Source organism: Kitasatospora sp. NPDC057595 (assembly GCF_042800875.1).
In the GTDB taxonomy this organism is placed as follows: domain Bacteria; phylum Actinomycetota; class Actinomycetes; order Streptomycetales; family Streptomycetaceae; genus Kitasatospora.
The window spans coordinates 1-23,388 of the sequence record NZ_JBHVGL010000003.1; the positions used below are offsets into that span (position 1 = coordinate 1).

20 protein-coding genes and 1 pseudogene are annotated in these 23,388 nt (G+C 73.4%); 9 read left to right on the forward strand and 12 right to left on the reverse strand.

Annotated features, from left to right (window positions below; translation table 11 throughout):
- A pseudogene (locus ACFU9E_RS06235) lies at nt 1-162 on the forward strand (ABC transporter ATP-binding protein); the annotation flags it as partial.
- 46 nt (nt 163-208) lie between these two features.
- Entirely contained in the window at nt 209-2,767 is a 2,559-nt protein-coding gene (locus ACFU9E_RS06240; protein ID WP_380684485.1) for an ABC transporter permease, read from the forward strand.
- Between the two features lie 85 nt (nt 2,768-2,852).
- On the opposite strand, the gene ACFU9E_RS06245 is transcribed toward ACFU9E_RS06240, so the two are convergent.
- The 6 genes from ACFU9E_RS06245 to ACFU9E_RS06270 all read right to left on the reverse strand — a co-directional run bounded on the left by ACFU9E_RS06245 (nt 2,853) and on the right by ACFU9E_RS06270 (nt 9,156).
- Nucleotides 2,853-3,500 carry an HNH endonuclease family protein gene (locus ACFU9E_RS06245; protein WP_380714803.1) on the reverse strand — a complete coding sequence of 216 codons (648 nt, stop codon included), beginning with the start codon at nt 3,498-3,500 and terminating at the stop codon, nt 2,853-2,855.
- Nucleotides 3,501-3,741: 241 nt separating this feature from the next.
- On the reverse strand, nt 3,742-4,596 hold the full coding sequence (efeU, locus tag ACFU9E_RS06250) for an iron uptake transporter permease EfeU (RefSeq protein ID WP_380689326.1): 855 nt from the start codon (nt 4,594-4,596) through the stop codon (nt 3,742-3,744).
- Between the two features lie 65 nt (nt 4,597-4,661).
- Nucleotides 4,662-5,978 carry an iron uptake transporter deferrochelatase/peroxidase subunit gene (gene efeB / locus ACFU9E_RS06255; protein ID WP_380689328.1) on the reverse strand — a complete coding sequence of 439 codons (1,317 nt, stop codon included), beginning with the start codon at nt 5,976-5,978 and terminating at the stop codon, nt 4,662-4,664.
- 133 nt (nt 5,979-6,111) lie between these two features.
- A complete protein-coding gene (efeO, locus tag ACFU9E_RS06260; protein ID WP_380689330.1) occupies nt 6,112-7,251 on the reverse strand; it encodes an iron uptake system protein EfeO in 1,140 nt (379 codons plus the stop codon).
- Between the two features lie 330 nt (nt 7,252-7,581).
- Nucleotides 7,582-8,487 carry an ABC transporter ATP-binding protein gene (locus tag ACFU9E_RS06265; protein WP_380689574.1) on the reverse strand — a complete coding sequence of 302 codons (906 nt, stop codon included), beginning with the start codon at nt 8,485-8,487 and terminating at the stop codon, nt 7,582-7,584.
- Nucleotides 8,488-8,718: 231 nt separating this feature from the next.
- On the reverse strand, nt 8,719-9,156 hold the full coding sequence (locus tag ACFU9E_RS06270; RefSeq protein ID WP_380689576.1) for a GNAT family N-acetyltransferase: 438 nt from the start codon (nt 9,154-9,156) through the stop codon (nt 8,719-8,721).
- A 163-nt stretch (nt 9,157-9,319) separates the two neighbouring features.
- Between ACFU9E_RS06270 and ACFU9E_RS06275 the strand changes: the two genes are divergently transcribed.
- Nucleotides 9,320-10,915 (forward strand): M4 family metallopeptidase, encoded by a 1,596-nt coding sequence (locus ACFU9E_RS06275; protein WP_380689578.1) that lies wholly within the window; start codon nt 9,320-9,322, stop codon nt 10,913-10,915.
- Between the two features lie 81 nt (nt 10,916-10,996).
- Here ACFU9E_RS06275 and ACFU9E_RS06280 read toward each other — a convergent pair whose 3' ends face one another.
- Nucleotides 10,997-11,959 (reverse strand): D-2-hydroxyacid dehydrogenase family protein, encoded by a 963-nt coding sequence (locus ACFU9E_RS06280; protein WP_380686963.1) that lies wholly within the window; start codon nt 11,957-11,959, stop codon nt 10,997-10,999.
- Nucleotides 11,960-12,078: 119 nt separating this feature from the next.
- On the opposite strand from ACFU9E_RS06280, the gene ACFU9E_RS06285 reads away from it, so the two are divergent.
- Complete coding sequence (locus ACFU9E_RS06285) at nt 12,079-12,705, forward strand: dihydrofolate reductase family protein (protein WP_380686961.1); 627 nt, start codon at nt 12,079-12,081, stop codon at nt 12,703-12,705.
- A gap of 390 nt (nt 12,706-13,095) precedes the next feature.
- On the opposite strand, the gene ACFU9E_RS06290 is transcribed toward ACFU9E_RS06285, so the two are convergent.
- Together ACFU9E_RS06290 and ACFU9E_RS06295 are read right to left on the reverse strand one after the other, a co-directional pair.
- Nucleotides 13,096-14,562 carry a glycerophosphodiester phosphodiesterase gene (locus ACFU9E_RS06290; RefSeq protein WP_380686959.1) on the reverse strand — a complete coding sequence of 489 codons (1,467 nt, stop codon included), beginning with the start codon at nt 14,560-14,562 and terminating at the stop codon, nt 13,096-13,098.
- Nucleotides 14,563-14,757: 195 nt separating this feature from the next.
- Nucleotides 14,758-15,516, reverse strand: coding sequence for a phosphotransferase family protein (locus ACFU9E_RS06295; RefSeq protein WP_380686957.1), 759 nt, complete (start codon nt 15,514-15,516; stop codon nt 14,758-14,760).
- A 398-nt stretch (nt 15,517-15,914) separates the two neighbouring features.
- Between ACFU9E_RS06295 and ACFU9E_RS06300 the strand changes: the two genes are divergently transcribed.
- Nucleotides 15,915-16,703 carry an SDR family oxidoreductase gene (locus ACFU9E_RS06300; RefSeq protein WP_380686964.1) on the forward strand — a complete coding sequence of 263 codons (789 nt, stop codon included), beginning with the start codon at nt 15,915-15,917 and terminating at the stop codon, nt 16,701-16,703.
- Here the strand turns inward: ACFU9E_RS06300 and ACFU9E_RS06305 are convergent.
- Together ACFU9E_RS06305 and ACFU9E_RS06310 are read right to left on the reverse strand one after the other, a co-directional pair.
- On the reverse strand, nt 16,660-17,346 hold the full coding sequence (locus tag ACFU9E_RS06305; protein ID WP_380686955.1) for a class I SAM-dependent methyltransferase: 687 nt from the start codon (nt 17,344-17,346) through the stop codon (nt 16,660-16,662). The genes ACFU9E_RS06300 and ACFU9E_RS06305 overlap by 44 nt on opposite strands.
- 92 nt (nt 17,347-17,438) lie before the next feature.
- Nucleotides 17,439-17,678: a hypothetical protein gene (locus ACFU9E_RS06310; RefSeq protein ID WP_380686952.1), complete on the reverse strand. Its 240-nt coding sequence runs from the start codon at nt 17,676-17,678 to the stop codon at nt 17,439-17,441.
- A 466-nt stretch (nt 17,679-18,144) separates the two neighbouring features.
- Between ACFU9E_RS06310 and ACFU9E_RS06315 the strand changes: the two genes are divergently transcribed.
- Both ACFU9E_RS06315 and ACFU9E_RS06320 read left to right on the forward strand, forming a co-directional pair.
- Nucleotides 18,145-18,906 carry a hypothetical protein gene (locus tag ACFU9E_RS06315; protein ID WP_380714805.1) on the forward strand — a complete coding sequence of 254 codons (762 nt, stop codon included), beginning with the start codon at nt 18,145-18,147 and terminating at the stop codon, nt 18,904-18,906.
- Nucleotides 18,907-19,228: 322 nt separating this feature from the next.
- A complete protein-coding gene (locus tag ACFU9E_RS06320) occupies nt 19,229-19,654 on the forward strand; it encodes an NUDIX domain-containing protein (protein WP_380685515.1) in 426 nt (141 codons plus the stop codon).
- A gap of 129 nt (nt 19,655-19,783) precedes the next feature.
- Here ACFU9E_RS06320 and ACFU9E_RS06325 read toward each other — a convergent pair whose 3' ends face one another.
- Nucleotides 19,784-20,362 (reverse strand): GNAT family N-acetyltransferase, encoded by a 579-nt coding sequence (locus tag ACFU9E_RS06325; protein WP_380685517.1) that lies wholly within the window; start codon nt 20,360-20,362, stop codon nt 19,784-19,786.
- Nucleotides 20,363-20,626: 264 nt separating this feature from the next.
- On the opposite strand from ACFU9E_RS06325, the gene aroA reads away from it, so the two are divergent.
- Together aroA and ACFU9E_RS06335 are read left to right on the forward strand one after the other, a co-directional pair.
- A complete protein-coding gene (aroA, locus tag ACFU9E_RS06330) occupies nt 20,627-21,871 on the forward strand; it encodes a 3-phosphoshikimate 1-carboxyvinyltransferase (protein ID WP_380685520.1) in 1,245 nt (414 codons plus the stop codon).
- A gap of 436 nt (nt 21,872-22,307) precedes the next feature.
- Nucleotides 22,308-23,388: hypothetical protein (locus ACFU9E_RS06335; RefSeq protein ID WP_380714807.1), on the forward strand; the 1,081-nt coding region annotated here is incomplete at its 3' end.

The window sequence follows — 23,388 nt, forward strand, 5'->3', positions numbered from 1 at the left end:
CAGACCGTCGTCATGGTCACCCACGACCCCGTCGCCGCCGCCTACGCCGACCGCGTCGTCTTCCTCGCCGACGGCCGCATCGTCGACGAACTGGCGAACCCCACCGCCGACACCGTCCTGGACCGCATGCGCCGCTTCGACGCCAAGGGCCGCACCAGCTGACGCCCCGCGTCCGCCACCCGACCCTCCGCACACTCCAGGACACCCCATGTACCGCACCGCACTGCGCAATGTGCTGGCCCACAAGGGCCGACTGCTGATGACGGCGCTCGCCGTGCTCCTCGGCACCGCCTTCGTGGCCGGCACCCTCGTCTTCACCGACACCTTCGGCAACGCCATGCGCTCCCAGAGCGCCAAGAGCTACTCCGACATCGCCGTCACCGTCAACGACCGCGCCGCGGTCAGCAAGGGCTACGACCACGGCGCCAAGGCCTCCGACGGCCCCTCCCTCACCGAGGACACCCGCAAGGCGATCGCCGCGCTGCCCGGCGCCGCCGAGGCCCGCGGCGTGGTCAGCGGCTTCGCCGGGATCGCCGACCGCAAGGGCGCGCTGATCGGCAACGGCTTCTCCACGACCGGCACCAACTACGTCCCGGGCGCCGACGGCACCGACCCCCGCTTCCCGCTGGTCGACGGCCGGGGCCCGCGCACCGCCGACGAGGTGGCGCTGGACACCAAGACCGCCGAGAAGGGCGGCTTCAAGGTCGGCGACACCGTGCGCGTCGCCGTCAACGGCCCGGTCATGGAGCTGAAGCTCACCGGCACCGTGACCACCAACGACCCGCGGGTGATCTCCGGCGGCTCGCTCGCCGCCTTCGACACCGCCACCGCCCAGCAGCTCTACCTGGCCCCGGGCCGGTTCGCCGAGATCGACGTCAAGGGCAAGCCGGGCGCGGACGACACCGCGCTGCTCGCCGCCGTCAAGCAGGCCCTGCCCGCCTCCGAGGACGTCGAGGCCCGCACCGGCCGCGAGCTGGCCGACGAGCAGGACCGGATGATCGAGGCGGGCACCAAGGGCATGTCCACCGCGCTGCTGATGTTCGCCGCCATCGCGCTCTTCGTCGGCATCTTCATCATCGCCAACACCTTCACCATGCTCGTCGCCCAGCGCACCAAGGAACTCGCCCTGCTGCGCGCCGTCGGTGCCAGCCGCAAGCAGATCACCCTCTCCGTCCTGGCCGAGGCCCTGCTGGTCGGCCTGACCGCCTCGATCGGCGGTCTGCTCGCCGGCATCGGCATCGCCGCCGGTCTGCAGGCCGTGATCGGCTCGCTGGACACCGGCATGCCCACCGGCCCGCTGGTGATCGCCCCGTCCACGGTGATCGCCTCGCTCCTCGTCGGCACCCTGGTCACCGTGCTGGCCGCCTGGCTGCCCTCGCTGCGCGCCTCCCGGATCGCCCCGATCGCCGCGATGAGCTCGGCCGAGCAGCCCGCCACCCAGAAGTCCCTGCTGGTGCGGAACATCATCGGTCTGTTCTTCGCCGCGATCGGCGTCGCCGGACTGCTCGGCGGCGCCGCCGCCAAGTCGGTCAACGTGGTGGGGCTCGGCTCGGGCGCGCTGATGATCGGCGTCTTCGTGCTCACCCCGCTGCTGTCCCGCCCGGTGATCGCGCTGTTCGCCCCGGTGCTGCGCAAGCTGTTCGGCACGCCCGGCAAGCTGGCCCGCGAGAACGCCGTGCGCAACCCGCGCCGCACCGCCGCCACCGCCTCCGCCCTCACCATCGGCGTCACCCTGATCACCGCGCTGACCGTGGTCGGCGCCTCGGTGAACAAGGCCGTCGACGAGGCCACCGCGAGCGACCTCAAGGCCGACTACGCGGTCGCCATGGAGAACTTCTCCATGCTCTCCCCCGAGGTCGCCGACCAGATCGCCAAGGTCCCCGGCGTCACCGCGACGAGCGTCCTGCGCGAGGTCTCCGTGAAGGCCGTCGCCGACGGCGACACCTCCCTGCTCACCGCCGTCGACGCCGCGACCTTCGACCAGCTGGTCGACCTCAAGGTCACCGCCGGCGCGGCCGACGCCCTCAAGCAGGGCAAGCTGATCTCCACCACCGGCTATGCCGAGCGCAACGACCTCACGGTCGGCTCGACCCTCGACATCACCTACCCCGACGGCGCCCGCGGCACCCTGACGGTCGGCGCCCTGATCGAGAGCAACAGCCTGGTCGCCGGACTGGTCGCTCCGAACCAGCTGGTCGGCCCGCACGCCGCCGCCGGCTCCGGCCTGGAGAAGGTCCTGGTCAAGGGCTCCGACGGCGCGACCCCCGAGCTGAAGCAGGCGCTGCGCGACGCAACCGGTGGCAACCCGCTGATCACCGTCAAGGGCGAGAAGGACATCAAGGCCGAGAACAGCCAGATGGTGACGGCCGTGCTGAACATCATGTACGGACTGCTGGGCATGTCCGTGGTGGTCGCGGTCCTGGGCGTCATCAACACCATGGCGATGTCGGTCTTCGAACGCCGCCGGGAGATCGGCATGCTGCGGGCGGTCGGCCTCGACCGGCGCGGCATCGGCCGGATGGTCCGGCTGGAGTCGCTGATGATCGCGCTGTTCGGCGGTGTGGTGGGCGTGCTCCTGGGCATCGTCACCGCGTGGGCCGGCACCCGGACCCTGGCGGACACGTTCAAGAACATCACCATGGTGGTGCCGCCGGGGAAGATCGCCTTCTTCCTGGCCGCCGCCGCGGTGATCGGCCTGCTGGCCGCGCTCTGGCCGGCCCGCCGGGCCGCCCGGATGGACATCCTGGGCGCGATCAAGAGCCAGTAGCGCCCGCCCCACCACACCAGCACCGCCCGCCGGGATCGCTCCCGGCGGGCGGTGCTGTCGTTCCAGGCCGTGGACGAACGTTTCCTCAGCAGCCGTTGAGGATCGAGGAGAGGGCGTTCTTCTCCGCGCTGTCGACGGAGAGGCCGTAGTAGTACTTGACCTGCACCCAGGCACGGGCGTAGGTGCAGCGGTAGGAGGCCTGCGGCAGCCAGTTGGCCGGGTCCTGGTCGCCCTTGGAGCGGTTGGAGCTCGCCGAGACGGCGACCAGCTGCGGGCGGGTCAGGTCGTTGGCGAAGGCCTGGCGCTGGGCGGTGGTCCAGGCCCAGGCGCCGGAGCGCCAGGCCTCGGCGAGCGGCACCAGGTGGTCGATGTCGAAGCCCGACGCGCCCGTGGTGGTCACGTTGTCGTAGACCGAGACCCAACTGCCGCTGACAGCAGCACAGTTGGCGTCGGTAACGACGTTGCTGCCGTCGCGCTTGAGGACCGTCTCACGGGTGTTGCAGGTGCCTGAGATGGTGATCCAGTGCGGGAAGAGCGCGCGGTCGTAGGTGGTGGTGTGGGACTCCGCGGCCACCGCGATCGCGGCGAGGTAGCCGCGGGCGGTGGCGGCGGAGATCGGCGTCGGCAGGGCGGCCTGGGCGGTGCCCGCACCGGTCAGCAGGGTGGTGAGGGCGAGCAGCAGGGCACCGAAGGCGGCGGCCAGGGCGCGGCGGGGCGCGGCTATCGCGGACATGCGGGGACTCCTGGGTCGAGGAGGGCAGGGGAAAGCCCCCGGGCGGGAACCTGCCCGGGCTGCCCACCAGGATGGGGGCGGCCGGGTTTACGCGGGTAGATCCAGGAGGTGAACTTCTTGACCGGCTGCCAGGTACAGCGGCTGCCGACACGCCGGGAACGCCGAACGCCCCGTCCGGCGGGTGGCCGGACGGGGCGTTCTGGGGTCCTACGCGGGTGCGCCGATGGCGCGAAGTGTTCGCTCAGGCGGCCGACTTCGCCGCACTGGGCTTCGGGGCGGCCGGCTTGGCCGGGCCGCCGCCCGCGGTGCCGACCAGGAAGGCGGTCAGCACCGGGCCCAGGTACGCCTCCCAGACGGCCAGCTGGAAGACCGTCGGATCCGGCTGGAAGTTGAACACGCCCTTGAGCAGGGTGCCGTACCAGCTGTCCTTCGGGATGGTGCTGCTGATGTCGAAGGCCACCTTGTCCAGGCCGCCGAGCCAGCCGGCCTCCTGGAGGTCGTGCACGCCGTAGGCGAGCACACCGGCGGCGACCACGACCAGCATGGCGCCGGTCCAGGTGAAGAACTTGGCCAGGTTGATCTTCAGCGCGCCGCGGTAGAAGAGCCAGCCCAGCACCACCGAGGTCAGCAGACCGAGCGCCGCACCGATGATCGGGTTGTAGCCGTCCGAGGTGGCCTGCACCGCGGTCCAGATGAACAGCGCGGTCTCCAGGCCTTCCCGGCCCACCGCCAGGAAAGCGGTCAGCACCAGGGCGCCGGTGCCCATCGCGAGCGCCGCGTCCAGCTTGCCGTGCAGCTCGGTCTTCAGGTGCCGCGCCGTGCGGCGCATCCAGAACACCATCCAGGTGACCAGACCGACGGCGATGACCGACAGCGTGCCGCCCAGAGCCTCCTGGGCCTCGAAGCTGAGCTGGGTGGAGCCGAACTGCAGCACGGCGCCGAAGGCCAGGCTGAGCGCGATGGCCACACCGATGCCGGCCCAGACCGGGGGCAGCCGGTCCTTGCGGCCGGTCTTGACCAGATAGGCGATGAGGATGCAGACGACCAGGCTGGCTTCGAGTCCTTCGCGCAGGCCGATCAGGTAGTTGGCGAACACGCTGGCTCCCTGGGAGGTGAAGAGGGTGATACGGGCGAGACGGGTGGGGGGTCGGCCTCGGGGCCTCAGCCGAAGAGGGCCTGGCCCCACCACTCGCCGGGCTTGCGGACGCCCGCGGGGCAGGCGAAGTGAGCCGAACCGACGTGCTGGATGTACTCGTTCAGCGCGTCGGAGGCCGCGAGCCGCTGCTGGAGCGGGACGAACGCCTTGCGGGAGTCCCGCTGGTAGGCCAGGAAGAACAGGCCCGCGTCCAGCCGGCCGAGGCCGTCGGTGCCATCGGTGAAGGAGAAGCCGCGGCGCAGGATCATCAGGCCGTCGTTGGAGTCCGGGTGGGCCAGCCGGACGTGCGAGTCCTGCGGCATGGCCTTGAGGTCCGGGGCGTCGTGCTCCTTGGTCCGCCCGTACGGCGCGCCCTCGCCCTTGGTGCGGCCGAAGACGTCCTCCTGCTCCTTGAGCGGGGCGCGGTCCCAGGTCTCGATGTGCATCCGGATCCGGCGGGCGACCAGGTAGGAACCGCCGGTCATCCACTCCGGGCCCTCGCCGGGGGCGACCCAGACGTGGTCGGCCAGCTTGGCCGTGTCGGTGCCGGCGATGTTGTGGGTGCCGTCCTTGAACCCCATCATGTTGCGCGGGGTCTGGGCGTCCGGGGTGGTCGAGGAGGTCTTGCCGAACCCCAGCTGCGACCAGCGGATGTTGACTGTGCCCATGCCGATCCGGGCCAGGTTGCGGATCGCGTGCACGGCGACCTGGGGGTCGTCGGCGCAGGCCTGGACGCACAGGTCGCCGCCGCTGCGCTGCGGATCGAGGTTGTCGCCCTTGAACTTGGGCAGGTCGATCAAGGCCTCGGGCCGCTTGGCCTGGAGGCCGAAGCGGTCCACGCCGTCCTTCTCGAACAGGCTCGGGCCGAAGCCGATGGTGAGGGTCAGCCGGGAGGCCGGCAGGCCCAGAGCCTCGCCGGTGTCGTCCGGCGGCGCCTCCGGCAGGCCGCTGGCCGCGCCGCTGCCGACCTCGCGGCCACCGGTCATCGCGGCGGCGGCCTTGGTCCACTCCTTCAGCATCTTGACCAGCGACTCGCGGGTGGCGGTCGCGGAGACGTCGAAGGCGGCGAAGTGCAGCCGGTCCTGGACGGGGGTGGCGATGCCGGACTGGTGGTCGCCGTAGAAGGGGACGTCGGCGGTGGCCGCGGCCGGGGCAGCCGGGCCGTCGTCGTCCTGACGGGTCGCGGCGGCCACCGAGCCGACGCCGGCCGCGCCCAGCGCGACCCCGGCACCGGCCCAGCCGATCACGGCGCGGCGGCTGACCGCGGTGCGGCTCGCGGTGTCGGCGGCGGTGGCGTCGTTGCCGGACGGCGTCCCGTTCTGCTGCTGGTTCTCGGCGTCCATCGGCGGGCGGGCCCTTCTCTGTGCTGGACTCACGGACGCCGTGACGGCCACGGGGCCGCCACGGCGGAGTGCGGGGGGTGGTGCGCGGTGCGGTGCCCGGCGCGCGCCGCTGGCGGGCGCCGGGCGGCAGGTACTACTTCACGACCACCGCGGCGGCCAGCTTCGACAGCGGCTCGGCCAGCGCGTTGACAGCGTCGGAGAAGGTCTTGCGCTCGGCGTCGGTGACCTTGTCGTAGGAGGTGTAGGTGCCGTCGGGCTGCTTGAACTTGGCGAGCAGGGTCTCGATGGCGGCGAACTCGGAGTCCAGCGTCTTGGCGAGCTCGGCGTCCTTCTCGGCGGCGACCGGCTTCAGCAGCTCGTAGGCCTTCTTGGCGCCCTCGACGTTGGCGACGAAGTCGGCCAGGTCGGTGTGGCTGTAGCGGTCCTCCTCGCCGGTGACCTTGTTGGTGGCGACCTCGTCCAGCAGCTCCTTGGCACCGTTGGCCATGCTGGTCGCGGTGATCTCCGCCTCGGGGATCTTCTTCTGCCAGTCCTTCAGGTCGGCGACCAGCTGGTCGGCGAGCTTCTTCTCGGCGTCACCGATGGTGCCGTCGGCCCAGAGCGACTTCTCCAGCTTGTGCCAGCCGGTCCACTCCTGGCCCGGCTCCAGCTTGTCCTCGCGGGTGTCGGTCTTCGGGTCGACGTCACCGAAGCTCTCGGCGACCGGCTCGGTGCGCTCCCAGCCGGTGCGCGAGGGCGCGTAGAGGGACTTGGCCTTGGCCAGGTCGCCGGCGTTGATCGCGGCGGCGAAGGCCTCGACGGCCGGGATGGTGGCGTCGGCCTGCTCCTGGGCGTACTTGCGGTAGGCGTCGACGGCCGCGGTCAGCCGCGGGTCGGCCGGGGCGGCCGAGCCGCCGTCACCGGTGACGGTGATCTTCTGGCGGATGCCGTCGCCGACCATGCCCGGCTTGCAGGCGACCTCGTAGGTGCCGGCCTTGATCTCGGCGTTGATGGTCGTCTTGGTGCCCGGGCCGATGTTCTCGCGCTCGGTGACGATCTTGTCGCCGGCCGCGTAGACGTAGACCTCGGTGACCTTCGAGCCCTTGTTGGAGATGTCGAACGCCACGTGACCGGCCGGGAAGCTGGTCTTCGAGAGCTCGCAGGCGGTGTCGGTGGCGTTCACCGCGACGGCGTCGGCTGCGGCCTTGTCGTCCTTCTTCGAGCAGCCGGCCAGTACGGCGGTCGCCACGGCGAGGGTGAGCAACGTGGCTGCGGTGGAACGACGGGCGGGCATGCGGGCTCCAGCGGTCGGGGCAGGGCGAATCAGGGCAGGGCTCAGCGCGGGCGACCGGGAGGGCGTCATCCGCACCGTCCCGGCCACTTAGCTAAGGCATACCTTAGGGATATCAGATTTTGCCGTCTACACCGGGGTCGGTCACGAAACGGTGCAGGTGGGAGCGGGCCGACGGAGCCCCGACCGTCCGTCCGCCGACGAGTTCCGGCCACCGGGGGCGCACCGGGTCGTGGCCAAGAGGGCAAAGAAGTGGTAAAGGGGCGCGCACCGGCGGTGCGCGCCCCCTCTCGAACCTCGCTCGGGCTTCGGAGCCCGTCCGGGTCCCGGGTCTCAGACCTCCGGGGTGCGACGGGCGGCGGCCCGGGCGGTCCAGCGGCCCTCGTGCCGGGTGATCCGGATCGGGTGCCCGAAGGTGGCGCTCACCAGCTCGGTGGTCATCACCTCGTCCACCGGCCCGGCCGCGACCGTCTCCCCGCCGCGCAGCAGCAGCGCGTGCGTGGTGGACTCCGGCAGCTCCTCCAGGTGGTGGGTGACCAGCACGCTGGCCAGCTCCGGGTGCTGGTGACGCAGCAGGTCCAGGCTGTCCAGCAGCAGCTCGCGGGCGGTCAGGTCGAGCCCGGTGGCGGGCTCGTCGAGCAGCAGCAGCCGCGGGCTGGGCATCAGCGCGCGGGCGATCAGCGCCCGGCCGCGCTCCCCCTGCGAGAGCGTGGTCCACGCGGACTCCGCGGTCGCCGCCATGCCGAGGGTCTCGATCAGCCGCTCGGCCCGGTCCAGCTCCTCCGGGGCGGGCTTGCGGTGCAGGTCCGGCTCGATGGTGTTGGTCACGCCGGTGAGCACCACCTCGCGCACGGTCAGCGGCGAGCGCAGCGGGTGGCGGGGGTTGACGTGGCCGAGATGGGCGCGCAGCTCGCGGATGTCGACCCGGCCGAGCCGGCGGCCGAGCACGTCCACCTCGCCGCGGGTGGGGTGGGAGACCGCGCCGAGCAGGGCGAGCAGGGTGGACTTGCCGGCGCCGTTGGGGCCGAGCAGCGCCCAGTGCTCGCCGGGCCGGATGGCGAGGTCGATCCCGCGCAGCAGATGGCGCCCGTCGCGGACGACGTCAACGGCCCGGGCGCGCAGCAGCGGCAGCGGGTCCACGCCGGCGGCGGGGGTCGTGGCGGCGGCCTGGGCCGTGGCGGCCGGGGCCGGGACCGGGGCGGCCGAGTCGGACGAGGTGCGCGGGTCGGACGTGCTCATGCGGCGGGCCTCCTACGGGTCCGGTGCCGGGCAGGGTCACGGAGACGGCGCCGCACCGGACGGGCCGGCGCCGACCGTCCGCGTGCAGAGTACAACCGTTCGCCCGGACGGCGGTCCGGGCGTCCGAGCGGTGGACACCGGCTCGCGCCGGAGCGCCGGGCACCGTCGGAGCGTCGGGCAGCGCCGGAGCGTCGGGCAGCGTCGGGCGCCGAGCTCCGAGCGGCGGGCCGTTCAGAGCGCGAGCAGCCCCGCGTCCGTGGGCCGGAAGCCGCAGGCGTCGAGGTAGTAGGCGCGCAGGTGCGGCTCGAAGTCGACGTGCAGCCAGTCGCAGCCGGCCGCGCGGGCGTTCTCTGCGGCGACCGCGACCAGCCGGGTGCCGGTGCCGCCGCGCCGGACGGCCGGGTCGACGGCGGTGTCCAGCAGGAAGGCGTGGACGCCGCCGTCCCAGAGGACGTTGACAAAACCGAGCAGCGGACCGTCCGGGGCCGGGCGGGCGCAGACCCAGCCGAGGCTGTGCCGCTCCAGCCGGGCGCGCCAGGGCGCGGGGGTGCCGTCGGCCTCGGACGCGGGGTGACCGAAGGCGGCGGCGTGCAGGGCGTCGAGCTCATGGTCCGTGAACTCGCCCCGCCAGTGGAGGTCGAGGGGCGGGAGGGGCTGGGGGTTCGTCATGGCAGGAGCGTAAGCAGGCTGCTCACGAGCCGTCACTCTTGATCAGTACAGGACACAACTTGGCAAAGTTCTGACGCCGCCTCTAGCTCTGACTGACTGATCACCGTCAATCTCATCGCAGCCCTCATCCCCGCACCACGCAACACCCCCGACTGGAGTCAGAGTGAGCCCCTCCTCCTCTTCTCGCCGCCGCCTCGCGGCCGGAGCCATAGCCGCCACCGCCGCCCTCGTCGCGGCCACCGTCACCGCCGGCACCGCCTCGGCCGCCCCCGCCGGCCGTGACGCCGCCATCGCGCAGGCCCGGGCCAACGTCGCCCGCAACGCCGCGGTCTTCGGCTTCGGCGACGGCCAGGACCTCGTCGTCAAGGACGTCGTGCTCGACGCCGACGGCAGCCGGCACGTCCGCTTCGACCGCACCTACCTCGGCCTGCCCGTGGTCGGCGGCGACCTGGTGGTCCACCAGGACGCCCGCGGCCGGCTCAAGGACTCCTCCCGCGCGGCCGCCCACGACGCCGCCGTGAAGACGATCGTCCCCAAGGTCCCCGCCCAGCTCACCGCCGGTCGCGCGCTGGCGGCCGCCCCCGGCATCGGTGACGCCGGCAGCAGCCCCGAGCTGGTCGTCTGGGCCGCCGACGGCACCCCGCGGCTGGCCTGGCGCACCACCGTCCAGGGCACCGGCGACCACGGGCAGCCCGCCGGCCGGGTCGTGGTCACCGACGCCGACAGCGGCGAGCAGATCGAGGCCTACGACTCCGAGCACCAGGCCTCCGGCACCGGTCACTCCGAGTACACCGGCGACATCACCATCGACACCACCGCGCAGAGCGGCGGCGGCTACGCGCTGATCGACCCGCTGCGCGGCCACACCACCAAGGACGCCCGCAACCTCTCCGCGAGCGCGATCAACGCCGGCTCCGGCACCCTCTACACCGACGCCGACAACGTCTGGGGCGACGGGAAGAAGTTCTCCACCGACCGCGCCACCGCCGCCGTCGACGCCCACGCCAACACCGCCTGGACGTACGACTACTACAAGAACACCTTCAACCGCAGCGGCATCAAGAACGACGGCAAGGGCGCCACCGTCTTCGTGCACGTCGGCACCAAGTGGGACAACGCCCAGTGGTCCGACAGCTGCTTCTGCATGATGACCGGCGACGGCGACGGCGTCACCGACCCCGAGCAGGTCGACCTCGACACCATGGGCCACGAGATGACCCACGGCGTCACCAGCGCCACCGCCAACCTCCGCTACAGCGGCGAGTCCGGCGGCCTCAACGAGGCCACCTCGGACATCTTCGGCACCATGGTCGAGTGGTACGCCAACAACCCGGTCGACACCGGCGACTACCTGTTCAGCGACCAGTCCACCCCGCCGTGGCTGCGCCGCTTCGACAAGCCCTCGCTGGACGGCAGCTCCGCCGACTGCTGGAGCCGCAAGGTCGGCCAGCTCGACGTGCACAACTCCTCCGGCGTCGGCAACCACTGGTTCTACCTGGCCAGCGAGGGCAGCGGCGCCAAGACCGTCAACGGCGTCGGTTACAACAGCCCGACCTGCAACGGCTCGACGGTCGCCGGCATCGGCAACCAGAAGGTCGCGAAGATCTGGTACCGCGCGCTGACCGTCTACATGACGTCCACCACGGACTACAAGGGCGCGCGCACCGCGTCCCTGAACGCCGCCAAGGACCTCTACGGCGCCAACAGCACCGAGTACAACGCGGTCGCCGCCGCGTGGAGCGCCGTCTCGGTCTCCTGACGCCCGCTCGCGCCGCGGCCCGTCGCCCGCCCCTTCACGGAGGGGGCGGGCGACGGGCCCTCGGCGGTCGGCCGTCAGCCGTCAGCCGCCCAGGACGCGGACGGGCGAGCCGGCCAGGAACGCCGCGATGTCCTCCACCGCCTCGCCGTAGTAGCGGCGGTAGTTGTCCCGAGACACGTACCCCAGGTGCGGCGTGGCCAGCAGCCGGGGCGCGCTGCGCATCGGATCGCCGGCCGGCAGCGGCTCCCGGTCGAACACGTCCACCGCAGCCCCCGCGATCCGGCCCCGCGCGAGCGCCGCCAGCAGCGCGTCCTGGTCGACGATCGCCGCCCGCGAGGTGTTGACCAGGTACGCCTCCGGCTTCATCAGCGCCAGCTCCGGCGCCCCCAGCAGCCCGCGGCTGCGCTCGCCGAGCGCCAGGTGCACGGAGACGAAGTCGCTCCCGCTCAGCAGCTCCGGCAGGGACCCGGCCCGGTCCACCCCCACCTCCGCCGCCCGCTCGTCGGTGAGGTTCGGACTCCACGCCACCACGTCCATCTCGAACGCCAGCCCCACCCGGGCCACCCGGGCACCGATCTTGCCGAGACCCAGCAGACCCAGCCGGCGCCCCGCCAGATCGGCGCCCACCGTGCTCTGCCACGGCCCGCCGGTGCGCAGCGCCGTGCTCTCCTCCACCAGCCCCCGGGCCAGCCCCAGCAGCAGTGCCCAGGTCAGCTCCACGGGCGGCGTCGAGGAGCTGGCCGTCCCGCAGACCGTCACCCCGTGCGCGCGGGCCGCCGCGTGGTCGATCACGGAGTTGCGCATCCCCGAGGCGACCAGCAGCCGCAGCCGGGGCAGCCGGGCGAACACCGAGGCCGGGAAGGGGATCCGCTCGCGCAGCGTGACCACGATGTCGAAGTCGGCGACCGCCGCGACGAGTTCGTCCTCGGAGGCGGGATGCTCGCGGAACGCCACCACCTCCACCCGGTCGGAGACCGGCGACCAGTCCACGATCGTGGTGGCGACACCCTGGAAGTCGTCGAGTACGGCGCAGCGAAGTCTCATGCCCCGCACTCTTCCAGACCCGCCCGGGCGCCGGACGACCGGCGTGGCGCACCGGCGGCGCGGGCGGCCGTCTGGGATCTTGGACCCCGGGGGGCGGCATCCGACCGGGGAGACCCTTCATGGCCAAGCTCGTCCTGACCACCTTCCTGACCCTCGACGGCGTGATGCAGGCGCCCGGCGGACCGGACGAGGACCGCGAGGACGGCTTCGCCCACGGCGGCTGGCTGTTCCCGTTCGCCGACGACGAGGAGTTCGGCGCCCTGATGGACGGCGTGCTCGGCCGGGCCGGTGCCTTCCTGCTCGGCCGCCGGACGTACGACATCTTCGCGGGCTACTGGCCGAAGGTCACCGACCCGGCGGACCCGATCGCCGCCCCGCTCAACGCGCTGCCCAAGTACGTCGCCTCCACCACCCTGGGCGAGCCCGCCTGGTACAACACCACCGTGCTGACCGGCGCCGCCCCCGGCGGCCTGGTCGCCGAGGTGACCGCGCTCAAGGAGCGGCTGGGCGACACCGAGATCCAGATCCACGGCAGCGGCGCCCTCGCCCGGGTCCTGATGCCGCACGAGGTGATCGACGAGTACCACCTGGTCACCGCGCCGGTCCGGCTCGGCACCGGCCACCGCCTCTTCCCCGAGGCGGGCCCGCCCACCGCCTTCCGCCTCACCGGCACCCGCACCACCCCGTCCGGCATCACGGCGCACACCTACCGTCCGACGGGGCCGGCGCGGTTCGGGACGTTGTAGGGGCGGGTGCATCAGGGGCCGTTGGTGTCCTTGCGCCAGAACCGCCGGCCGGTGGGGGCCTTCGGTTCGGGCGGGGGTGGGGCGGACGGGTCGAGCAGGGCGTTCAGCAGCCGCAGGTTACGGTCGTCGAGGGCCGCGAGAGCCCGCCTGATCGCGGCCAGATCGCCGCTGCGGGTCGCGTGGGCCGCCTGGACCGCCTGGAAGGCCTGTTCGACGTCGGCCTTCAGACCGATGCGGTCGAGGTGGAAGAGGAAGGCGGCGACGCCCTCGGCCCGCTGACCGCGGCAGAAGCCGTTGATGGTTGTCGACGCCCGCCACCCCGGTTCGGGGGTACCGCCCGCCCGGTCACCGGGCGGGACCGGGCGGGCGGTGGGCCCGAGCCGTAGGCGGCTACGGGCGGGCGGAGAGCCAGCCGGCCAGCTCGGCCGGGCGGTTGGTGATGATGCCGTCGACGCCGGCGGCGTCCAGGGCCTTCCAGCGGGCGGCCGAGTCGACGGTCCAGACGTTGACCGCGACGCCCGCCGCGTGCAGGGCCGCGATCACCCCGGGGCGGGCCGCGAGGGCGGCATCGGCGGGGTTGTAGGCGGACAGGCCGAGGTCGCGGGCGACCGCCACCGGGTCGGCGTCCAGGTCACCGCGCAGCAGGGCGAGCGGCAGGTCGGGGGCGAGTTCGCGGGTGTAGCGCAGGGCGTCGACCTCGAAGCTCTGGACCAGGACGCGGCCGGTCATGCCGTGGTCGCGGATGTCCTTGACGATGCGGGCGACCTCGTCGCGGGTGTGCGGGCCCTTGATCTCCAGCAGCAGGCTGCCGCCGCGGGTGCGCAGGTCGTCCAGCTGGGCGGCGAGGCTCGGCACCCGCGCACCGGCCGTCGTCGGGGCGAACCAGGAGCCGGCGTCCAGGCCGTCCAGCTGGGCGGCCGTCAGGTCGCGGATGCGACCGCTGCCGTTGGTGGTGCGGTTCACCGTGTCGTCGTGCAGGACGTACGGCACGCCGTCGCGGCTGGGCTGGACGTCGTTCTCGATCCAGTCGGCACCGGCCCGCCGGGCGACCTCGTCGGAGAGGAGGGTGTTCTCGGGCGCGGCCGAGGAGGCACCACGGTGGGCGAACACGGTGAGCGGCGCGCCCGGTTGGCGGACGAAGGCGCCGGGGGCGAGGGCGGTCACCTTGAGGTCGTCGAAGGAGACCTGGGCGCCGTTGACGATCAGGGCCTGGCCGCCGTCGGCGCTGCGGGCGACCTGCGTGGTGCGCATCACCTCCCGGCCGTCGAACAGCCAGCGGGCCGTGGTGCCGTGCACCTCGGCGGCGATGCGCACATCGCGCCCGGTTCCGGCGGCGGTCGCGGCGGAGCCGGTGTTGGTGACGTTCCAGGTGTTGGCGGGGGTGCGCTGGGCGAACTCCAGGCCGTTGGCGGCGGTGGTGGTGGAGCGCATGGTGGCGATCGACCAGGGGGTGGTGCCGTCGGCGGGCACGTCGAGCCCGAGCGCCGCCCAGCGTGCGCCGTCGACGACGGTGTCGAAGCGGGCGGTGGCCTCGATGCGGAAGTCGGTGAGGTGGCGGCCGAAGGTGATGCGGGTCTGCTGGTTCCAGTCGGTGGAGGCGCCGACGAGGCGGCCGTTCTCCACCTTCCAGGCGCCCTCGACGGCGTTCCAGCCGGCGGGGAGGCCGGGGCCGTTGAAGCCCTCGTCGACGACGACCTCACCGGGCGCGGGGGCCGCAGGGGCGGCGGAGGTTGCGGAGGCCGCGCGAGGGGTGGTCAGTGCGACGGTGGTGACGCCCAGGACGGACGCGAGCAGCGCGGCGAGCAGGCCGGTGCGGCCGTTCTTCGGGGCGGAGGTCGACGGGTGACTCTTTGTCATGTGCGGAAAGGTATTCGATCACGGCCCGAGCGGGAAACCGCCGACCGCCCGTCACCTTCGCTCCGCCGGAGGTCCGTCGACAGGGATGTGTACGCGGACCGGCAGGCCGTGCTCGCGAAACGCCTGACGGCGGACGGCTTCGAGCTGCTGGAGGGCGCGGCACTGCTCGCCCAGGTGCGCCGCTCCGTGGACCCGCTACTCGACGTCACCCTTCAGTTGGGCTCTCAGCACGTCGACCTCGCAGCCCGGCAAGGCGGGGTCGAACCCGTTCTCGGCCAGCCAGCGGACCACCAGCAGGCTCCGCAACGACCACCACGCCCGGATCAGTTCGAGGTCGACGTCGGCGTCGGCGCCGTAGCCGGCGAGGACGTCACCGAGGCGCTCCGGGTGCCCGAGGGTCAACGTGGCGAGGTCGTAGTGGGCGTCGCCCGGGGCCGCCTCCGACCAGTCGATGACGCCGGTGACCTCGTCACCGTTCACGAACACGTGGGCGACCTGCAGATCCCCGTGGATGAACGCGGGCCTCCACGGGCGCAGCGCAACCTCGGCGATCCGACGATTGCCCGCGACCAGCCCGGCGGGCAGCGCATCGTTCGCGAGGAGCCACTCGCACTCGGCGTTCAGCCGCGCCGCCACCTCGTCAACGCCCCGCCCCGGCCACGGCGGCAACGGCGCATCGTGCAACCGCCGCACGGTCGCCCCCGCGGCCCGCCACGCCGCCGCCGAAGCCCCCGACACCTCCCCCAGCCGCCCCAGCGCCACCCCGGGAACAGCCCCGATCGCGAGCACGGGCGGCTTCCGCCAGAGCACGGGCGGCGTCGGAATCGGCGCCCTGCCCATCGCCTCCACCTCGACATCGGTACGCGCCTGATCGGCGTCGACCTTGAGAAACACCTCGCCGACGCGAAGCGTGGCCCGTTCACGATGCGCGACGACTACCTCGATTTCCTCCACGCCGCCCATTATCGCCAACTGGCCACCCCCGTCAGCGGATTTAAGCCCGGCCACCCACGAGGCCTCCTCCCACCCGCCGCCGCTCCCCGGTCCCCTGGGGAGCAGCGGCGGAGCCAATAGCGGCCATGGCCGAGGTCGGAACCATCCCCGCGTGTGCGGGGAGCAGCGGCCGTGAGCTGCGGGTCCAGGGGGCGATGGGGCGGGATCTGCAACTTGTCGAGATCCGGGCATTTCCGGCTTTCGGGGTGCCTCGTGGTGGGTGCGGGAGCACCCTGTCCAACGTGCTGCACAGGAAGTCGGCCGGTCCGACTTCCTGTGCGGCACTGGGCGGGAAGCTTGCGTGGACGCAGCGTAAAGGGTTTGACGGTCTGCCATCTCCGAGCGGACGATCGCCTGTCATGACGATCGGCGACGAATCCCCGCGCTCCCCCAGCTCCCGGCCCGTGGCGTTGGTCACCGGTGTCGGGCGGACGGTGGGGATCGGGGCCGGGGTGGCGAGGCGGCTTGCCGGGGCCGGGTGGGATGTGGCTTTCACCTACTGGACGCCCTATGACCGGCGGATGGCCTGGGGCGAGGAGGCCGGGGCCGCCGAGGCGGTCGGGCGGGCGCTCGCGGACGAGGGTGCGGCGAGTGTCGCGGTGGAGGCCGATCTGGCTGAACCGGGCGCTCCGGGGCGGGTGTTCGACGAGGTGGAGAGGCGGCTCGGTGGTGTGACGGCGTTGGTGCTGTGTCACTGCGAGTCGGTGGACTCGGGGCTGCTCGACACCACGGTGGAGAGCTTCGACCGCCACTTCGCGGTCAATGCGCGGGCGAGTTGGCTGCTGATCCGGGAGTACGGGCGTCGGTTCGCCGGGCCGGCGGGCAGTGGACGGATCGTCGCGCTCACCAGCGACCACACGGCGGGCAACCTGCCCTACGGGGCGAGCAAGGGGGCGCTCGACCGGATCACACTCGCCGCAGCGCGCGAGCTGGCCCAGCTGGGGGTGAGCGCCAATGTGGTCAACCCCGGCCCGGTGGACACGGGTTGGATGACCGAGGAGGTGCGGACGGCGGTCGTCGGCCACACGCCGCTCGGCCGGCTCGGCACGCCCGAGGACACCGCGAACCTCGTCGCCTTCCTCTGCTCGCCGCAGGGTCAGTGGGTCAACGGTCAGCTCCTGCTGAGCAACGGCGGCTTCGCGAGCTGAGCGGGCGGGCGGGCGGCGGGCCGTCGGCGGCGAGGACCAGGACGGTCCAGTGCACGTCGGTGCGGCCGTGCAGGTCGGGGCGTTCGGTGTGCAGCAGGGGGTGCAGACCGTGGGCGCGGGCGAGGGCGAGGGTTTCGTCGGCCGGGGCGTCGTACATCCGGCGGTCCGGCGGGACGGGGCCGTGGCGCACGGAGAGGAAGAGGCGGCCGGCGGGGGCGAGCAGGCCGGCCAGCGCGGCCATTGCCGACGGGCGTTCGTCCGGGGGCAGGTGCATCCAGACGGCGGTCAGCAGGACGACGTCGAAGCGGATGCCCTCGGCGCCGAGGCGGGGCAGGGCGGGCAGGGCGTCGTCCACCCAGCGGACGCCGCTGCCGGCGTGCAGCCGCTCGCCGATCCGGCGCAGCTCGGCGGTGGGTTCGGCGGCGACCACCCGGTGACCGAGGGCGGCCAACGCGGCGGCGTCGCGGCCGCTGCCGGCGCCGACGTCGAGGACGTCGCAGGGCCGGGTCGGGATCAGGTACAGGGCCTCGCGGTGGACGTCGGCGAAGGTGACGGCTTCGTACTGCGCCGCCAGCTCGTCGGCCGCCGCGCCGTAGCCGGTGGTGCCCACCGGTCGGTCCGCGCCCGGTTCCCCCGTCGCCATCGCTCCCCCTCCGCCGTCCGGCGTCAACCGGGCCCGCCGGAACTGTCAACAGGCCGTGCCAACGCTACCCCGGATGGCCGTCACGCTTGCGGTCAGGCCTCGCCCGGGTGCCAGGTGGGCCACTCCCACGGGCGGTCCTCCCACTGGACGCGGGCCGGGTCGCGCGGGTCGAGGTCGGGGAACAGCTGGTGGATCCGCGGTTCGAACTCCTCCGGGCCCAGCGGCTCCCAGCCGTGGCCCTCGAAGTGGACCAGCCGGTAGCGGCTGTCGGTGCGGAACTCGGCGACCTTGACCTGGGGCTGCGCCGTGCCGGACGGGCTGTTGGTTTCCATGTGCCCAGCATGTGGCGGACCTCCGGGGAGCGCACCCGGGGTACGGCAGGCAGCGTACGGCCGGGGGCGTGAGGAGGGGCGGTCGCGCCCCGGGGCGCTCTTCCGGGTCATGTCCCGCCGTCGGCGCGCTCGTTGAGTACGGCGAGCGGGGCCCTACGGCGGCCCCGGACCGGCCCCGTTCCCGTGCGACCGGGCGTCGGCGACGGGTGAGCCGCCGGGGAGCCGGAGCAGGCGATGGCAGGAGGACGAGGACATGAGCGGGCAATCGACGGGCGGCGGCGCGGCGGCAACCGGCGGTCCGCCGCCGAATGGCGGAGTGCCGACCGGTGGTCCGCCGCCGCCGCGCGGACCGGTGGTGGGCGGACCGACGGCGGCGGGCCGGGCGCGGCCGACGGGTCCGGTGGGTCCGGGAGGTCCCCCGGGGCCGGGGGGCCCGGGCGGTCCTGCTGGTCCGGCCGGTCCGGGGGTGACGAAGCCGTCCGGCGTCGTGCAGTGGCAGTGGCCGGCCCACGCGTGGCAGCCTCCGCCGGTGCCGGCCCCGCCGACGAACCCCAGCGAGCCGCCGCCCTGGGAGGCGATGGCCGAAGCGGCCGCCGAGAAGGCCCGACAGCGACGGCGCCGGGGGTGGATGGCGGGCTCGGCCGGGATCGTCGCCGGGCTGGCGGTGGTGCTGGCGATGTGCGGGCCCGGGCCGGGCGAGGAGTCGTCCGGGGTGCTGGCCTTCCCGGGGCCCTCGGCCCCCCCGCCGCTCCCGCCGTCCCCGGTCGCCTCGGCGGCGATCGACCGGATGCCGGTGCCCGCGCCGTCCCCGCTGCCGCCGCCGACGACCACCAGCGGCGAGGGCGCGCGAGCCGCCGCCACGGCCAGTGCGGCAGCGGCGGCGAGTGCGGCGGCCGGTGCGGTGGCCGAGGCGGCGGAGGACGAGCCGCAGCCGGCGGCCGTGCCCCGGGCCGACGGCGGGGATCGCGCCGGGTCGCCGCGACCGAAGCCGAGCCGTTCGCCGCGCCCGGCGCCCAGCCGGACGGCGGGCGCCCCGTCCTCCGGTCCCGCCCCGGCGTCCACACCGGCGCCGGGCGCCGCGCCCGCGCCCTCCACTGCCGTGAGCGCCGCCGCGGCGGGCGTGGCGCCCGGCGCGGGGGCGGGCACGATCTGCGATCAGGCGGAGCGGTTCGGCCGTTGGGCGGCCGGTTCCGAGCAGGCCCGCCTCTGCCGCAGCATCTACCACTGAGCGGCGGACGACTCCCGTGGACCGACGGCGGCCTCCGGCAGCGGTCGGCCGTCGATCTCGGCCGCCCGCCGCTCCCCCGGCGGCCAGGGCCGCTACGGGAAGGGCCTCATCGAGCGGGGCGCGCCCGATTCGTACGGGTTCGGCGAGGCCCCGCGCACGAGGCCCACGTCACCGGAGCCCAGCGGGCCGCCGCCCAGGACGCACCGTCGGGGCCCTCGGCGAGGACGATGCCCACCGGCCCGCCGGAGCGGAGGCCCTGCGCACACGACCGCCCGTAGGCCCGCGCGAACCCGCGTGATCGGTGACTGGAACAATCACGACCATGTTCGAGCACGAAACACCGGAGACCGATCCCGCACCGCTCACCGTCGTGGCCGCCGCCGTGGTCGAGGAGGGCCGGCTGCTGGTCGTCAGCAAGAAGACGGCGCCGGACGTCTTCTACCTCCCGGGCGGCAAGCCGGACGCCGGGGAGGAGCCGCTCACGGCGCTGACCCGCGAGCTGGCCGAGGAACTCGGCGCGGCCCCCGTCGCACCGCGCCACCTCGCCGACATCGAGGCGGTCGCGGCGCTGGAGGGCGTCCCGATGCGGATGACCGTGTTCGAGGCCGGGCTGGACCGTACGCCCGCCCCCGCCGCGGAGCTCGCCGACCTGCGCTGGACGGACGGCCTCGACCCGGCCCTGCGACTGGCCCCCGCCGTCCGCGACCACCTGGTCCCGCTGCTGCGCGAGCGCGGCCTGCTGCCGTAGCCGGTCCGGGGCTGATCCCCTGGCCGGCCTCGGAGGCGGTCCGCCCACCGAGGGGGTGGGCGGACCCTCCGGGCCGTCACCCACCACCCGACACCGCCGTCACCGCCGTCGCCGAAGCTACAGCCACCGTTACCGGCCGGTGGTGAGCCCCTTGATCAGCTTCTCGAACCGCAGGTCGGGGCGGAGCGGGATGCCGAAGCGCTCGTCGCCGTACGGGAACGGCGTGTACTGGCCGGTGCGGAGGAAGCCGCGGCGCTCGTACCAGGCGATCAGCTCGGCACGCTGCTCGATCACGGTCATCTCCATCTCCACCGCGCCCCACTCCTCGGCCGCGTACCGCTCGGCCCGGGCGAGCAGGGCCCGCCCGAGGCCCCCGCCCTGGCGGCCGGGGCGCACCGAGAACATGCCGAAGTAGGCGTGCTCGCCCCGGCGTTCCAGCTGGCAGCAGGCGAGCAGGTCACCGTCCAGCTCGGCGATCAGCACCACGCCGTCGGGGTGGGTGACGGCCGCGGTGACGCCCTCGGTGTCGGTGCGCTGGCCCTCCAGCAGGTGGGCCTCGGTGGTCCAGCCGACGCGGCTGGCGTCGCCCCGGTAGGCGGACTCGACCAGGGCGAGCAGGGCCGGCACGTCGGCGGTGGTCGCGGTGCGGAAGGCGAGGCGGTCGGTGCTGACGGCCTCGGCGGCCGATCGGGTGCTGCTCTCGGGCACGGGGCCTCTTCTCGGGCGGGCCCGGGCCGGGACCCGGGCGGGGCGGGCGGCCGTTCGGGCCGGTCCCCCGCATCGTGCCACAACCGCCCGGGGCCCCGACCTGCCCTGACGCCCGCCCCGCTCCCACCAGCGTCCGCCGGCTCCACCGTCACCGTCCGGCGAATCGTCCAGCAACCGGACGACCCCCCGCACCCCGCACCGCCTCCGGCAGGATGGCCGGGACGACCCCGTCCCTCCCCCTCGCCCACTCATCCCGGAGGCACCATGACGACCGTCGAGATCCCCGGCTCCAAGTCGGTGACCGCGCGGGCGCTGTTCCTCGCCGCCGCCGCCGACGGCACCACCACCCTGCACCGGCCGCTGTCCTCCGACGACACCGAGGGTTTCGCCGAGGGCCTTGACGCGCTCGGCTACACGCTCAGCCGCGAGCCGGACCGGTGGACGGTCGAGGGCCGCCCGCAGGGCCCGGCCCGGGACGCCGAGGTGTTCTGCCGCGACGGCGCGACCACCGCCCGTTTCCTGCCCGTGCTCGCCGCGGCCGGGCGCGGCTCCTTCCGCTTCGACGCCTCCGCCCAGATGCGGCGCCGCCCACTCGGTCCGCTGACCGAGGCGCTGCGCACCCTGGGCGTCGACCTGCGGCACGAGCAGGCCGAGGGCCACCACCCGCTGCGGATCACCGCCGACGGGGTGCGGGGCGGCGAGCTGAGCCTGGACGCGAGCCTGTCCTCGCAGTACCTCACCGCGCTGCTGCTGCTCGGCCCGCTCACCGAGCAGGGCCTGCGGATCACCGTCACCGACCTGGTCTCGGCGCCGTACGTGGAGATCACCGTCGCCATGATGCGGGCCTTCGGCGCCACGGTGACGCGCACCGGCCGGGTCTTCGAGGTCGCGCCCAGCGGCTACCGCGCCACCGCCTACCCGGTCGAGCCGGACGCCTCGACGGCGAGTTACTTCTTCGCGGCCGCCGCGCTCACCGGCCGGGAGCTGACCGTCCCGGGGCTCGGCAAGGACGCGCTCCAGGGCGACCTGCGGTTCGTCGACGTGCTGGCCCGGATGGGCGCGCGGGTGGAGGTCGGCGCGGACCGGGTCACCGTCCAGGGCCCCCGGGACGGCCGGCTGTCGGGTCTGACCGTCGACATGCGCGACATCTCCGACACCATGCCGACGCTCGCCGCCCTCGCCCCGTTCGCGGACGGGCCGGTGCGGATCGAGAACGTGGCCAACACCCGGGTCAAGGAGTGCGACCGGCTGGACGCCTGCGCCGGGAACCTCCGCCGGCTCGGCATCGAGGTCGCCACCGGCGACGACTGGATCGAGATCCGGCCGGGCGTCCCGCGCGGCACCGCGCTCGACTCCCACGGCGACCACCGGATCGTCATGTCGTTCTCCGTCACCGCCCTGCGCACGCCCGGCATCACCTTCGACGACCCCGGTTGTGTGCGCAAGACCTTCCCCGAGTTCCACGAGGTGTTCGGGCGGCTGCGCGAGGAGTGGGCGACGACCGGCTGACCGCGGCGCAAGGACGCGACGGTGCGGGGGCGCCGGACGGGGCGCCCCCGCACGGCTCGCGCGCCCAGGCCGCACGCCCTGCCGCACGCCCGGCGCCGTGGCCTCGGCCGCCCATCCACCCGAGCAGGACAGGAGAGGGGCAACCGTCCGGGCGAACTGTCCCGGCACGTAAGTAGGGGTGGTTCATGGATCGCCTCCCCCCGCAGGGCTGGACGGGAGTTGCGACGTGGTTCTGGTCAGGCAGAGGTCAATTCGGGACAGAGCGCAAAGACAGCGGGGCTCGTACAGCAGGGGTTGCTTACTGTCGGTCAGGCTGCTGGCATTCCCCGGCGGGACATGTGGCCTCGAAGGATCCCGGCGGCGCCCGGCAACAGCCCGAACCGACTGCGCTTCTTCTGCCCGCATGCGTGAAAGCAAAGGTAGGGAGTACTTACCCGTGCCCTCTGTGTTGCACTACGAGATCGTCACGGATCCGACACCGCTTCAAGTCTCGCGTCCCGGGGCGCCGTCCGTGGGGACGGTGTACATCGTCGTCTCGAACACGAGCCTCTCCGAGGTGAAGATCGAACACGTTGATGTGCTGATTCCGGTCGGCACCGGCAGCGACGACCTGACGGACGACGTGTCGGCGATCAACGCGAGTGTCACCGGGACCTACGAGAAGCCGGCGGGTACAGCACCGAGCTTCGTCTGGCACAGCGGGGGACGCTTCCGGTTCGCCTTCACCTCGGGAAAGCGGGTGAAGCTGCCAGGGCAGGAGTCCTTCGTCCTGAAACTGGAGGACATCCCCGTTTCCGACCAGGCCGGGTTGGTTGTCATCTCGCTGAACGAGAAGGCGGCGACCAGCGGCTCGTCCATGAACCGCTATCCCTTCATCACCAACCTCGCGCTGGTGAAGCAGAGGCCACTGGTCCCGCAGAACCTCCGCGCGGAGAGCGCCTTGGTGAGCGCCGGCGACGACGTCGTCCTGCGCTGGGACGGCCCGGACAGCCTCACCTACTGGATCCGCTACCCGGATGGGCTTTCAGAGCCTGTCCCCCCGCCGGCCCGGCCCGTTCCCGTGCCGTTCGGGGCTTACGAGCACACCCCCTCCCGTGCCCTGACACGGGGCACCACCTACACCCTCGTGGCCGGTACGGCCGACAGCAACGGGCAGGTTGAGGAGGGGTACTTCCTCACCACCACCGTCCACGCGGTCGTCCCCGAGTTCGAGAGCGGAGCGCGGGCCCCGTGGGTCGAGGGGACGACCGATCAGGGCCGGGTCACATTCACCGAGGACGGCGTGAGGGTCGACGATGACAACGGCGTCCGGGGGACGGTTGCGGCCGGGACCGCCGATGTCGACAAGGTGAGGACCGAAAAGGTCGGAGGGCGGGGCACCGACTCCGGCTGGATTACCTTCCCGGACGCGGGTATCGCCGTTCACCACGGCTCCGGTCAGGACCTCGGTGCTGTCGCCGCCAAGCGCGTCAGCGCCGAGGGCGTGAACACCGAGTGGGTCCAAGGCCGCGACGCCA

Bases quoted from the DNA above. Each gene is read 5' to 3' on its own strand.
- ACFU9E_RS06240 (WP_380684485.1), top strand. From the start codon at position 209: ATGTACCGCACCGCACTGCGCAATGTGCTGGCCCACAAGGGCCGACTG.
- ACFU9E_RS06245 (WP_380714803.1), bottom strand. From the start codon at position 3,500: ATGTCCGCGATAGCCGCGCCCCGCCGCGCCCTGGCCGCCGCCTTCGGT.
- efeB (WP_380689328.1), bottom strand. From the start codon at position 5,978: ATGGACGCCGAGAACCAGCAGCAGAACGGGACGCCGTCCGGCAACGAC.
- efeO (WP_380689330.1), bottom strand. From the start codon at position 7,251: ATGCCCGCCCGTCGTTCCACCGCAGCCACGTTGCTCACCCTCGCCGTG.
- ACFU9E_RS06265 (WP_380689574.1), bottom strand. From the start codon at position 8,487: ATGAGCACGTCCGACCCGCGCACCTCGTCCGACTCGGCCGCCCCGGTC.
- ACFU9E_RS06270 (WP_380689576.1), bottom strand. From the start codon at position 9,156: ATGACGAACCCCCAGCCCCTCCCGCCCCTCGACCTCCACTGGCGGGGC.
- ACFU9E_RS06280 (WP_380686963.1), bottom strand. From the start codon at position 11,959: ATGAGACTTCGCTGCGCCGTACTCGACGACTTCCAGGGTGTCGCCACC.
- ACFU9E_RS06285 (WP_380686961.1), top strand. From the start codon at position 12,079: ATGGCCAAGCTCGTCCTGACCACCTTCCTGACCCTCGACGGCGTGATG.
- ACFU9E_RS06290 (WP_380686959.1), bottom strand. From the start codon at position 14,562: ATGACAAAGAGTCACCCGTCGACCTCCGCCCCGAAGAACGGCCGCACC.
- ACFU9E_RS06300 (WP_380686964.1), top strand. From the start codon at position 15,915: ATGACGATCGGCGACGAATCCCCGCGCTCCCCCAGCTCCCGGCCCGTG.
- ACFU9E_RS06305 (WP_380686955.1), bottom strand. From the start codon at position 17,346: ATGGCGACGGGGGAACCGGGCGCGGACCGACCGGTGGGCACCACCGGC.
- ACFU9E_RS06310 (WP_380686952.1), bottom strand. From the start codon at position 17,678: ATGGAAACCAACAGCCCGTCCGGCACGGCGCAGCCCCAGGTCAAGGTC.
- ACFU9E_RS06320 (WP_380685515.1), top strand. From the start codon at position 19,229: ATGTTCGAGCACGAAACACCGGAGACCGATCCCGCACCGCTCACCGTC.
- aroA (WP_380685520.1), top strand. From the start codon at position 20,627: ATGACGACCGTCGAGATCCCCGGCTCCAAGTCGGTGACCGCGCGGGCG.